The 11,939-nt window shown below is 74.9% G+C and carries 13 protein-coding genes; 7 read left to right on the forward strand and 6 right to left on the reverse strand.

Annotation, left to right across the window (positions count from 1 at the left end):
* Window positions 1-11: 11 nt before the first annotated feature.
* The 7 genes from ACGFNF_RS08050 (at window position 12) to ACGFNF_RS08080 (ending at window position 4,507) form a co-directional block, all read left to right on the forward strand.
* Window positions 12-1,256: a glutamate-5-semialdehyde dehydrogenase gene (locus tag ACGFNF_RS08050; RefSeq protein ID WP_357578978.1), complete on the forward strand. Its 1,245-nt coding sequence runs from the start codon at window positions 12-14 to the stop codon at window positions 1,254-1,256.
* 112 nt (window positions 1,257-1,368) lie between these two features.
* Window positions 1,369-1,767, forward strand: a complete 399-nt coding sequence (locus ACGFNF_RS08055; protein ID WP_357578977.1) for a YbaB/EbfC family nucleoid-associated protein — start codon at window positions 1,369-1,371, stop codon at window positions 1,765-1,767.
* Between the two features lie 2 nt (window positions 1,768-1,769).
* Window positions 1,770-2,096: a hypothetical protein gene (locus tag ACGFNF_RS08060; RefSeq protein ID WP_132230860.1), complete on the forward strand. Its 327-nt coding sequence runs from the start codon at window positions 1,770-1,772 to the stop codon at window positions 2,094-2,096.
* A 92-nt stretch (window positions 2,097-2,188) separates the two neighbouring features.
* Complete coding sequence (locus ACGFNF_RS08065) at window positions 2,189-2,683, forward strand: hypothetical protein (protein WP_393166557.1); 495 nt, start codon at window positions 2,189-2,191, stop codon at window positions 2,681-2,683.
* Complete coding sequence (locus ACGFNF_RS08070; protein WP_151456502.1) at window positions 2,676-3,293, forward strand: hypothetical protein; 618 nt, start codon at window positions 2,676-2,678, stop codon at window positions 3,291-3,293. Before ACGFNF_RS08065 ends, ACGFNF_RS08070 begins: the two co-directional genes overlap by 8 nt.
* Window positions 3,290-3,910: a hypothetical protein gene (locus ACGFNF_RS08075; protein WP_393166559.1), complete on the forward strand. Its 621-nt coding sequence runs from the start codon at window positions 3,290-3,292 to the stop codon at window positions 3,908-3,910. The genes ACGFNF_RS08070 and ACGFNF_RS08075 overlap by 4 nt, the downstream gene beginning before the upstream one ends.
* 81 nt (window positions 3,911-3,991) lie before the next feature.
* On the forward strand, window positions 3,992-4,507 hold the full coding sequence (locus ACGFNF_RS08080) for an SUKH-4 family immunity protein (RefSeq protein ID WP_357578974.1): 516 nt from the start codon (window positions 3,992-3,994) through the stop codon (window positions 4,505-4,507).
* Between the two features lie 16 nt (window positions 4,508-4,523).
* Here ACGFNF_RS08080 and ACGFNF_RS08085 read toward each other — a convergent pair whose 3' ends face one another.
* The 6 genes from ACGFNF_RS08085 to ACGFNF_RS08110 form a co-directional block, all read right to left on the reverse strand.
* The gene (locus ACGFNF_RS08085; RefSeq protein WP_393166562.1) at window positions 4,524-5,345 is read right to left on the reverse strand and encodes a prenyltransferase/squalene oxidase repeat-containing protein; all 822 of its coding nucleotides are present in this window, start codon (window positions 5,343-5,345) and stop codon (window positions 4,524-4,526) included.
* A gap of 100 nt (window positions 5,346-5,445) precedes the next feature.
* Window positions 5,446-6,696, reverse strand: a complete 1,251-nt coding sequence (moeZ, locus tag ACGFNF_RS08090) for an adenylyltransferase/sulfurtransferase MoeZ (RefSeq protein WP_393166564.1) — start codon at window positions 6,694-6,696, stop codon at window positions 5,446-5,448.
* A gap of 41 nt (window positions 6,697-6,737) precedes the next feature.
* Window positions 6,738-7,463, reverse strand: coding sequence for a DUF3152 domain-containing protein (locus ACGFNF_RS08095; RefSeq protein WP_393166566.1), 726 nt, complete (start codon window positions 7,461-7,463; stop codon window positions 6,738-6,740).
* A gap of 227 nt (window positions 7,464-7,690) precedes the next feature.
* The gene (locus ACGFNF_RS08100; protein WP_393166568.1) at window positions 7,691-8,542 is read right to left on the reverse strand and encodes a DUF3152 domain-containing protein; all 852 of its coding nucleotides are present in this window, start codon (window positions 8,540-8,542) and stop codon (window positions 7,691-7,693) included.
* A gap of 104 nt (window positions 8,543-8,646) precedes the next feature.
* Window positions 8,647-9,621 carry an alpha/beta hydrolase gene (locus ACGFNF_RS08105; RefSeq protein WP_357578969.1) on the reverse strand — a complete coding sequence of 325 codons (975 nt, stop codon included), beginning with the start codon at window positions 9,619-9,621 and terminating at the stop codon, window positions 8,647-8,649.
* 38 nt (window positions 9,622-9,659) lie between these two features.
* A complete protein-coding gene (locus ACGFNF_RS08110; protein WP_393166864.1) occupies window positions 9,660-11,660 on the reverse strand; it encodes a hypothetical protein in 2,001 nt (666 codons plus the stop codon).
* Window positions 11,661-11,939 lie beyond the last annotated feature (279 nt).

The raw sequence follows: 11,939 nt of genomic DNA on the forward strand, positions 1-11,939 counted from the left end.
GGAGTGCGGCGATGAGCGTGAGCGAACAGGCCCGGCGGGCGCGTACGGCGGCGGAGGCGCTGGCCGTCGCCACGCGTACCGCCAAGGACGCCGCGCTGGTGGCGATGGCCGACGCGCTGGTGGCGCGTACGCCGGAAATCCTCGCCGCGAACGCGACGGACCTGGCGGCCGGGCGCGAGGCCGGGCTGAGCGCGGCCGTGCTGGACCGGCTGGCCCTCGACGCGGGGCGGGTGGCCGGCATCGCCGACGCGTTGCGGCAGATGGCCGCGCTGCCGGACCCGGTGGGCGAGGTGGTCCGGGGCTCGACCCTGCCCAACGGGCTGGAGCTGCGCCAGATCCGGGTGCCGTTCGGCGTGGTGGGGATCATCTACGAGGCCCGGCCGAACGTGACTGTCGACGCCGCCGGCATCTGCCTGAAGTCCGGCAACGCGGCGCTGCTGCGCGGCTCGTCGTCGGCGGCCCACTCCAACGCCGCCCTGGTCGCGGTGCTGCGCGACGCCGTTGCCGAGGCTGGCCTGCCGGCGGACGCGGTGCAGCTGCTCGACGCCAGCAGCCGCGACTCGGTCAAGGAGCTGATGCGCGCCCGGGGCCTGGTCGACGTGCTGATCCCGCGCGGCGGCGCGTCCCTGATCCGCACGGTGGTCGAGGAGTCCACCGTGCCGGTCATCGAGACCGGCGTGGGCAACTGCCACGTCTACGTCGACGCCGCCGCCGACGTGGCGAAGGCCCTCGCGATCGCGCTCAACGCCAAGACCCAGCGGCTCTCCACCTGCAACACCGCCGAGTCGCTGCTCGTGCACGCGGCGGTCGCCGACGCCTTCCTGCCGCCGATGCTGGCCGCCTTCGCCGAGGCCGGCGTCACCGTGCACGGCGACGAGCGGGTCGCCGCCCACTCGGCCGCCGTGCGGCCGGCCACCGACGAGGACTTCGCCACCGAGTACCTCTCCGCCGACATCTCGGTCGCCGTCGTCGACTCGCTCGACGCGGCGGTCGCGCACATCCGGCGGTACGGCACCGGGCACACCGAGGCGATCGTCACCGACTCGACCACCGCCGCCCGTGAGTTCGTGGCCCGGGTGGACGCGGCGGCCGTGATGGTCAACGCCTCGACCCGGTTCACCGACGGCGGCGAGTTCGGCTTCGGCGCCGAGATCGGCATCTCCACGCAGAAGCTGCACGCGCGCGGCCCGATGGGCCTGCCCGAGCTGACCTCCACCAAGTACGTGGTGACCGGGGACGGCCACCTGCGCGGCTGAACCACCGCCGACGCTCGCGGGTGCCCGGACGGCCGTGGGCGGGGCCACCGCCGGATTGCGGGTGACCGCTAGTCTGGGTCGGGTTCGGCACGGCTTGTCTTGGGGAGGCGGCATGCTGGGCGAGAGTGCCCTGGAACAGCAACTGGCACAGGCGCGGGCAGCGCTGCGCGAGGTGGGCGGCGCCGCCGCGCCCCGGGAGCGGGTGGAGTCGGTGGCCGAGGCCGCCGAGGGCCGCATCCGGGTCACGCTCGGCACCGACGGCCGGGTGAGCGCCGTCGACATCGACCCCCGGGTGCTCCGGGAGGGCTCGGAATACCTCGCCGCCGAGCTGCGCCAGGCGGTCAACGCTGCGCTCGACGGCCAGGACGACGGGGTCGCCGCCACCGAGCCGATGCCCGACCTCGCCGCGATGACCGCCACCATCGAACGCCTCCAGGACCAGGGCCTGCGGCAGATGCGGGAGATCAGCCAGGCCGTCAGCGAGACAATGCGGAAACTGCACGGGAGCTGAGCGTGGAGAGCCTCGACGTCGACCTCGACGCGCTGGGTCGCGGCGCGGACGAGCTGGAACGAGCCAAGGAGTCCGTCCGCCAGGTCTTCGAGGGCTTTCAGGCGGCGGCCGGCGGTTACGCGGCGGCCTTCGGCGGCGACGACATCGGGTCCTTGCTCGGCGTCGCCCACCAGGCGTGCGTGGACGCGCTGGCCGAGTGCCTCGGCACCAACATCACCGAGTTGGAGAGCTACGTCGACGGCCTGCGCGGGATGGCCGACGGCTACCGCGCCGCCGAGGAGAACGCGGCCGCGTCCTTCCGCTCGATCCTCGGCTCGCTGGGTGCCTGAGCCGCCGGCCTCGGCTCCGCCCCGGGTGGCTGAGCCGCCCGCCCTCGGCTCGCCCTGGTGGCTGAGCCGCCCGATCTACGAAAGGAGTCGCGGTGGGACTGACGCTCCCGGGTGAGCTCGCCTCCCTGCTCTCGATGCTCGGCTACGAGTGGCCACAGTCGGACGAGACGGCGATCTTCCAGCTCGCCGGGGAGTGGACCGGCATGGCCGGCCAGATCTCCGGATCGGTCGCGCAGCTGGAGGCGGCGGCGCGGACGGTGCTCGACAACAACCGGGGCGAGAGCTTCACCGCCTTCGCGGGCGAGTGGAACGACGGCGAGTCGGCCGCGCGCAACATCGCCGACGTCGCCCGCCCGGCCACCGTCATCGGCGTCGGGCTGATGGTCGCGGCGGGCGTGGTGCTGGCCCTGAAGATCCAGGTGATCATCCAGCTGGCCCTGCTGGCGATCCAGATCGCGCAGGCCATCGTGACGGCGGCGGTCACCTTCGGGGCGTCCCTCCTCCAGATCCCGATCTTCAAGATGATCACCGGTTTCATCATCGACCAGCTCATCGGCATGGCCGTGGAGACGGTGCTCAATGGCTAGGAAGCGGACCAGCCCGCCCCGGCAGACGCAGGCCAAGGGCGCCCGCGTCGTCTCGGCCTACCTGGAGAACGCCGACGTCTTCCGCACCGCCAAGTCGGCCGGCACGAAGCCGAAGGGCCCGGCGGTGCTGGTGCTGAAGAACCGGCCGGACTTCGACCGGCGGGACTTCGACCGCAAGGCCCGCGACCTGCAACGGCTCGGCCAGGACGGGGCGCTGAAGAAGGCGCCGTCGGACCGGGACAGCAACAAGGTGTACGACCCGTCGACCGGCAAGCGCCGCACCCGTACCAACATCTACCGGGACCGGATGATCCGCAGCCTCACCAAGGACGGCCGCCTGACCCAGGACATGGGCACCCCGGAGACGAACAAGTACCTGGCCAACAAGAACGTGGTCGAGCGCCTCTACGCGGGCAAGGGGCCGATCACCGCCCGGGGCCAGGGCTACGACCCCGACCACATCCAGGAGCTGCAACTGGACGGAACGGACACGTACGATAACCTCAGGCCGATGGACGCCTGGACGAATCGCCAGCTCGGCAGCGACATCTCCGTCGCGCTGCGGGACGTTCCCGAGGGCACCCCGGTCATCGTGAAGGTGATCCCGTGACCGCCCCCCGGGACCCGGCGCGCCTTGACCGGATCCGGGAGAAGCTCACGCTGCTGCGGCGCCTGGAGGCCGAGCACGGCTTCGGCGTGGTCATCGGCGAGCCGACCCCGCTGGAGCCGATCCCCGACCTGCCCGGCGTGGCCGAGGTCTACGGTCTGTTCGGCCGGCTGGCCGGCGACAACTTCCGGTTCGACCCGCCCGAGGAGATCCGCAGCCCGGCGGCCTGGGCGGCCCGCACGGTGGACGAGGACGACCCGATGGGCAGCCCGCTCGCGGTCGGCCACGAGGTGCACAGCATCCCGCCCCGGCTGCGCGGCGAGATCGGGGCGGGGGCGCCGATCCGCCTCGACACCGAGGACCTCGACGTCTACTGGATGGAGCCCGACGACTACGTCTTCCAGTACGGGCACCCCGACGAGGACGTGGAGTTCACCGTCGTCGCGCCCGACGTGGCCACGTTCTTCGACGAGCACGTGCTCGGCCCCGGCTACCCGGAGCTGGTCGCCGTCGTCCTCGGGCCGGGCGTCCGGGACCAGCGGCTCCGCAAGGGCCGGCACGCCGGCGAGTACGCCGACAACTGGCGGCGCCTGCTGATCGCCGCCGACCTGGCGTCCTGACGCCGCTGCGCATCCGGCGTCCCGGCCCCGCCACCTGCGGCGCCCGCACCCCCTCCACACCCGAGACGCAAAGGACCACCGATGGCCGCTGACCCCCGGTTCCGCTCACTGTGGAACGAGGACGAGCTCATCCCGTACCCGCGCGAGGCGTGGCTGGAGGGGGGTTTCGACGCCGACCTGCTGCCCGCCGGCGACGAGATCCCGCTCGACGTGGCGGTCGTCTACACCGCGTTCCTCGAAGGCGACATCGAGCTGTTCGACACGATCCAGCTGAGCACCGAGGACGGCTCCCTGGACATCCGGCTGATCGTGGTCGGCGCGGTCGCCGACAACCCGGACCTGCTCTACGTGCTCGACCCGGGGACCGGCGAGATCCTCCAGTTCGACCTGGAGCAGCAGGACATCCAGGCCGTCAACAGCACCTTCCGCACCTTCGTCGAGTTCCTCTACCAGTTCGCGCTCTTCGTGGAGGCCGACGAGGGCAAGCCGGGCCGGGCCGAGCGGGCGGAGACGCTGCGCACCGTCCTGGAGAGCATCGACCGCGCCGCGTTCGCCCCGGACGCCTGGTGGCCGCTGGTGATCAGCCAGCTCAAGTGAGGTCGGCGGTGGAGCCTCAGCGGCAGGCCCGGATCGCGCTCAGCGTGGTGTGCACGTCGAACTGGGGCCCGTCGTCGCTCTCCCACCCGCCGTCGCTGCGCTGGGTCTCGGCCAGCCGCCGCCGCGCCCGCCCCAGCAGCCAGTCCTGCCCGTCGATGCCGACGCGGCGCAGCGTCGCGGCCAGCCAGGCCACGTCGCCCGGGGACAGCTCCGGCACCCGCTCGGCGAGGATCACCTGGATCCGCGCCGCCTCGTGGAACATCTCCTGCCGGTGCAGGACCGCCGCGCTCAGCCAGCCGGCGGGCAGGAAGGACGGCCAGCTACCGTCCGGGCGCAGCCGCGCGACGAGCGACTGGGCGGCGGCGTGCACGACGCCCGCGTACGCGCCGCCGACCCGGTGGTCGAGCGGCCCGGCCGCCCGCGCGTCCAGACCGGCGACGGTCAGCCAGAACCCGGCGTTAGCGGTCAGGTGGAACCCCGCTTCGGGGTCGCCCGGTCGGGCCCACTCGGGGGCCACGTCGGCCAGCGCCGGGTCCTCCTCCCAGCCGCCGTCGGGCGACTGCCGCGCGGCCAGCCAGTCCAGGGCCCGGCGGGCGGCCGGACGACCGAGCGCGCCGAGATCGTCCAACTCGGACAGGCGGAAGCAGGTGGCGTCCACGGAGGAGACTCCCCCGCCCAGCGTCGCCGGCCAGCCGCCGTCGGGCGCCTGGCCGACCTCGGCGTCGTCGAGCAGTCCGGGAGGTGGCGGCGCGCCGGTGCGCAGCCGGGACAGCCGGGCGCGGTCCACCGCGTCCCCGTGTGCCACGACGAACCCGACCGCCGCATCGATGTCGACCACGGCGGCAACGCTACCTGCGCAAACGTGATCACGCCTCGGCGAATCGGCCGAGGCCGCGGGGGTCGGGACGGCCCGCCGCGACCTCGGCCGACGGCGCCGGTCAGTACGCCGGCAGCGACTGGTCGATCTGCTTGATCCAGGAGAGCACGCCGCCCTGCACGTGCACCGAGTCGCGGAAGCCGGCCGCCTTGAGCGCGGCGAGCGCCTCCGCCGAGCGGACCCCGGACTTGCAGTGCAGCACGATCTGCCGGTCCTGCGGCAGCTTGGCGAGCGCCTCGCCCGAGATGATCTCGCCCTTGGGGATCAGCGTCGCGCCGGGGATCCGGACGATCTCGTACTCGGCCGGCTCGCGGACGTCGACGAGGAAGATGTCCTTGCCCGCGTCCTGCCACTCCTTGAGCTCCAGCGCGGTGATGGTCGCGTCGACCACCGCCTCCTGGGCCTCCACCGACACCGCGCCGCAGAAGTCCTCGTAGTCCTCCAGCAGGTCGGTGACCGTGGGGTTCTCGCCGCAGAGCACGCAGTTCGGGTCCTTGCGGACCTTGATCTTGCGGTAGCTCATCTCCAGGGCGTCGTAGACCATCAGCCGGCCGACCAGCGGCTCCCCGATGCCGGCGAGCAGCTTGATCGCCTCGTTGACCTGGATGGAGCCGATCGACGCGCAGAGCACGCCGAGCACGCCACCCTCGGCGCAGGAGGGGACCATGCCGGGCGGCGGGGGCTCCGGGTAGAGGCAGCGGTAGCAGGGGCCGTGCTCGGCCCAGAACACCGACGCCTGGCCGTCGAAGCGGTAGATCGACCCCCAGACGTACGGCTTGCCGAGCAGCACGGCCGCGTCGTTGACCATGTAGCGGGTGGCGAAGTTGTCGGTGCCGTCGACGATCAGGTCGTAGCGGGAGAAGATGTCCCGCACGTTCTCCCGGTCCAGCGCCGTGTTGTGGATCTCCACGTTCACCAGGGGGTTGATCTCGCGGATCGAAGCCGCGGCAGACTCGGCCTTGGAACGGCCGACGTCGGAGACGCCGTGGATGATCTGGCGCTGGAGGTTGGACTCGTCGACGGTGTCGAAGTCGATGATGCCGAGCGTGCCGACCCCGGCGGCGGCGAGGTACATCAGGGCCGGCGAGCCGAGGCCGCCGGCGCCGACACAGAGCACCCTGGCGTTCTTCAGCCGCTTCTGCCCCTCGACCCCGACGTCCGGGATGATCAGGTGGCGCGAGTAGCGGCGGATCTCGTCAACGGTCAGCTCGGCGGCGGGCTCGACGAGCGGGGGCAACGACACGGTGGACTCCCCGGGATCGGCTGAAGGCGAACCGGCCCATTGTCGCTCGCACCGGCCTCGATCGGCCATGAGGAGCGACACGTCGCCCGAACTGCGGGAAGGGGAATAACTCAGGTGCCGGGAACGAGCTCGCCGTCGTAGCGCGAGCCGTCGACGTACGGCCAGGCGTTCGCGACGCAGCCGTCCAGGCCGTACGTCTGCTGCTGCATCACCGGCGCCGGCTCGCCGGGCGCCGGGCAGGCCTGGTGTTCCTCGCCGAGCTCGTGGCCCACCTCGTGGTTGACCACGTAGGCGCGGTAGATCTCCAGCGGCGCCCCGTAGTCGGGGACCGCCTCCAGCCAGCGCTCCAGGTTGATGATCACCTGCCCGGGGAGCCGGCAGGAGGTGTAACCCTCGGTGCTGAGCCCGCCCTCGGCGCACATCCGCTCCGAGGTCTCCGGGGTGGCGAGGTAGACGGTGAAGTCGGCGACGTCCGCCTCCGCCACCCGCCGCAGCCGCAGCTCCTCCGAGGCGATCCAGCTGCGGGGGTCGCCCAGCACCTCGTCCACGGTGGCGGCGAAGGCGGCGACGTCCTGGTCGGTGCCCTGCTCCACGGCCACCCGGTAGTACCGGAGCGGCCCGTCGGTGCCCCGCACCGGGGAGTCACCGGGCGCGGTGGTGAAGTCGCCCGTACCCGTACGGGGGTAGGCGGAGGGCCGTGCCCGCTCGTCCGTTCCCGCCGCGTACGACGTGCGGTTCCCGTCGCCCGTGGTCGGCACGGGCGCGCGGTCGCCGGCCCGGGCCAGCGTCACGGCGGCGGTCGCCGCGAGCAGGAGGGTGACGCCGAGCCCCGCCATCCGGCGGTTCCGGAGCGGGGCCGGCGGCCGCCACCAGCGCGTCGGCCGAGGTGACGACGGTCGGGTCGGCGTCGGGCGGCGGGCCGGGCCGGTCGGGTCGGAAGGGGACGACGACGTCATGGACCGAGCGTCCCACACTAATCGGGCATTACGCCGTGAAAAACGCGAACCTCGCTCATGCCCCCAGGGGTGAGCTCAGCCGGCGCACGACGCCCGATCGCCGCAGGTCAGAGCCGCGGGCCCGCGTACCGGCGACCGTCCCGGTACGGCCAGGGATTGGCGACACAGCCGTTCAGGAAGAGCGTCTGCTGCATCATCACCGGTGCCACCCGGCCCCGGCCGGGGCAGCGCTCGTGCCGGTGCCCCAACTGGTGCCCGACCTCGTGGTTCACCACGTACGTCCGGTAGACCGACAGCGGCACCTTCGCGCTCACGAAGTGCGGCACCGAGAGCCGCCAGCGGTCCAGGTTGATGATCACCTTTCCGGGTGCCCGGCACGACGTGTAGGGCTTCCCGCCCACCCGGATGTCCACCCCTCCGGCGGCGCACAGCCGGCCCGCCGTCCTGGCCGTGGCGAGGTAGACCGTGAAGTCGTGCCGGGAGGCGGCGCGTACCTGCTGCAACCGCAGCTCGCCGTCGACCCAGCTCCCCGGCCCGGCGAGCGCCCGCTCGACGGCGGCGGCGAACTCGCCCGCGTCCTCGCCGGCGCCCGACTCCACGGCGACCCGGTAGCGGCGCAGCGTGCCCGCGTCACCCAGCACCGGGCCCGCCCGGTCGTCGTAGCCGAAGCTGCCCCGCCCCGCCGACGGCACCGGCCCGGGCAGCCGGAGCACGGCCGGCGGTGGCTCGACGGCCGAGGGCGTCGCGGCCGGCGCCGACGGCAGCGGCGAGGCCGCCCCCGGCGCGAGCATCGGCGCGGGAGCCAGTTCCCCGGCGGTGAGCGCCTCCGCCCCGACGTCGGCGCCCCGCCGGTCGGCGATCACCGCGACCGCCGCGCCGACGGCGAGCACCAGCGCCACCAGCCCCGTGAGGCGCCGCCGACGCTCCGGACGGCGGTGCCGCGGGCGGGTCAGGTCCACGCCGCCGTCCCGTGGGGGCGACGTGGCCTGGGCGCGACGGCGGCCCTCGACGGGGGCCGGGGCACGACGGGTCGGGGTGGGGTGACGGGCAGGGGGCATCCCGGTCAGCCTGCCATGTCGGACCGCCTGAGCGTGTCCCCCGTTTCGGTGAGCAGGCCCAGCACGGCCCGGGCCACCAGGCGCGGCACCTCCAGTTGCGCCACGTGCCCGACCCCGTCGAGCATCAGTAGCCGGCTGTCCGGGACGACGCGGGCCGTCTGCGGGGCCACCCGCACGTCCACCAGCCGGTCGGCCCGCCCGCCGACGACCAGGGTGGGTGCCTCGACCGTCGCGGCGAGCCGCCACAGCGACCCCGACCCCGGCAGGTACGACCGCAGGAAGCTGGAGACCAGGCCCCGGAACGTCCGGACGTACGCGGCGGCGTAGTGCGCGGCCTCGTGCCGCACCCGGATCTCCTCCAGCGCCTCCTCCCGGCGCTGGTCGCAGATCCGGGTGAGGTCTGCCACGCAGGACTCCATCACCTGCTGGGCCATCACCTCGGGCGCGATCTGGGCCAGCCGCCAGGCGGCCAGGCGCTCGCCCCGGGGGATCGCCAGCAGCGGCAGCATCCGGCCCTGCAACGAGCGCCGGAAGTCCAGGAACGGCAGCGCCGGCGAGATCAGGGTCAGGCTCCGGACCAGATCCGGCCGTACCGCCGCCACCTGCACCGAGACCGCCCCGCCCAGCGAGTTGCCGAACAGGTGCACCGGCCCCCGGCCGGAGTGCTCGATCCAGCGGATCACCCGGTCGGCGAAGGACGGGACGGTGTACCGGCGGCCCGGCTCACTGCGGCCGAACCCCGGCAGGTCGATGGCCTGCCCGTCGAGGTGGTCGGCGAGCAGGTACGCCAGGTCGGTCCAGTTCTGCGACGAACCGCCGAGCCCGTGCACGTAGAGCGCCGGCTCCGCGTCGGGCGTGGTGGCCGGCGTGTCCCGGACGTACGTCACCGTGCCGTCGAGGCGTACCTCCCGCCCCGGCCAGGGCGGTGGGACGGAGTGCTCGGGAAGGAGGTGGTCCGGCCGGAGGGTGGCGCGCTTCATGACTCCAGTCTGCCCGGGGCCGCAACGACCGGCAGCGCTCAGGCCAGCAGCGCCTCGATCCGGCGGTTGACCGCGGCCAGGGTGGCCCGGACGACCGCCTGCCGGGGGTCACCGGCGACCAGCGCGGAGCCGACGAGCTGCTCCACCCAGCCGTCGCAGACCAGCAGCACCACGACCGTGGCCACGTCGCAGTTGCCGAAGGGCACCACGGCGGCGTGCTCGACGAAGCAGCGTCCACGGTCGGGGCCGGCGTCGGGGCCGGGCTCGCCGCCGCGCAGCAGCTCGTCCACCGCCGCCGCCGCGGCCACCGCGCAGAGCCTCAGCACGTACCCGTCGACGGCCGGCCCGGTCGAGTAGCCGGCGGCGCTCTCCCCGCCAGCGAGCAGGCGCACCTCCACGGTGGCGTCGAGCCCGAAGGTGCTCACCTGGACGTGGTCGATCACCACCCGGGGACCCACCGCGCCGCCGGTGTCCAGCGGCCGGGACGGTGCGGTCTCCGTCGTCGTCACCTGCCCACCGGAGTACGACGTACCGACGGTCGCCGGGGCACCGGCCGGAGTCCCGGCCGGGGCGGCGGAGACCGAGCCGGGCTCCTCCACCGTGGCCCGGCCCCGGTGCGGGGCGACGGGCTGCCGGCGCCGACGCGGGGTCTCGGGCGCCGCCTCGGGACGTTGTTCGGCCCGGGTCGACGCGGCCTCCGACGGGCCGCCGGTCACCCTGGCGCCGGGCACCCGGGGCTCTGCGGAGGACGGCTCGGCGGGGCGTGCCGCGACGCCCGCCGACCTGGGGTCGGCGCCGCGCGGCTCCGCCGACCGGCGGCGCACCGGCGGGGCGGGTGCCGCCGGCATGCCCGGCAGGTTCTGCGGCGCGGCGGCCAGCCCCATCCGGTCCTGGAGCAGGCGGGCGACCTGCCGGCTCACCTCGGCCGGGTCGGCCCCGTCGGCGAGGTCGAGCCGCAGGCTGTGCGCGCCGGCCGGGGTACGGCGCAGCGCCGCGTCGCGGACCCCGGCCACGCCACGGACGGCGTCGAGGATGGCGTTGACGTCGAAGCCCTCCGGGCGCTCCCGCGGCGGGGCGGGCTCGTCCTCGCGGCGCAGATGGGTGGCGATGCGGGCGAGTTCGGGGGTTTCGGCGGGTGGCTCCACGGCTGGCGGCTCCGGCACGACGGGCACGTCCGGCTCGGCGGGGACGCGCTGCGGCAACACCGCCGGTGCGGACTCCGACGCCTGGTCGGCGGCGGTCGGCGGGGCCGCCGGGGCCGGCTCGGGTGCGGACCGGCGGGCCGCGTAGGGGGGTGCGCTCGTCGGGGCGGGCCCCGACGGGGTGCGCTCTCGCCGCCCGAACCCGCTGGTGGCGGCCTCGGCGGCGGGCTGCGGGCCGCCCGGCGGCCTCGGGGCCGGCTCCGCGCTCTCCGGCCGGAGCCGGAACGGCCGGGTGACCCGGTCCGGGGTGTCCTCGGCGCGGGCCGCCGCGGCGGCGGTCTCCGGGGCGTACGCGAGCGGGGGCGCGCCCGCCGGCGCGGGGACCGACCCGCCCGACGCCCAGGCCGGTCGCTCGGTCGGGGCCGGCGGTTCGGCCTCGGGCCGCGTGAGCCGGTCGGCGGGGGCGGACGGTCGCTCGTACGCCGGCCGGGGCACCGGCGCGGTCTGGGCGACGTCGTAGGGGCGGCCGGGCTCGCGGGGCGGGTCGTAGGGGCGGGGAGACTCGGCGCGCGACGGCTCGTGCGGTCGTTGCGGCTCACCGGCCCAGGCCGGCGGCTGTTCCTCGCGGGACCGGCGGCCGACGGGCTCGGGCTCCTCGCGGGCTCGGCGCCCCGCCGGTTCGGCGTCCTCCCGGGAGCGACGACCCACCGGCTCGGCCTCCTCCCGGGACCAGGGCGGCGCCCACGCGGCGCCCCAGCTCGGGCGGTTCCAGTTCGGGCCGGTCCAGTCCGGTTCGGTGCTCGGCGGCCACTCCGCCGCCGACTGTCGCGAACCGCCCGGTTCCGACCGGGACGACGGTTCCCGGTCACCGCCCGGAACGTGCTGCGCACCGGCCACCGGTTCGGCGACCGGGGACCGGTCGGCACCCGGGTCCGCGCCGAAGCCACGCCCGACCCGCTCGTGCCCCGCGGCGTGCGGCGCGCGCTCCTGCTCGAACCCGCCCGGCGCACGCTCCTGCTCGAACCCGGCCGCCGTGCGGTCCTGGTCCAACCCGGCGGCCGCGCGGTCCCGGTCGAAACCGGGCGCCCTGCGGTCCTCATCGAATCCGGCCGCCGTGCGGTCCCGGTCGAAACCGCCCGGCGCGCGGTCCTGGCCGGGGGCGCCCAGCGTCCGCTC

This window comes from Micromonospora sp. NPDC048868 (assembly GCF_043198195.1).
GTDB classification, from domain to species: domain Bacteria; phylum Actinomycetota; class Actinomycetes; order Mycobacteriales; family Micromonosporaceae; genus Micromonospora; species Micromonospora reichwaldensis.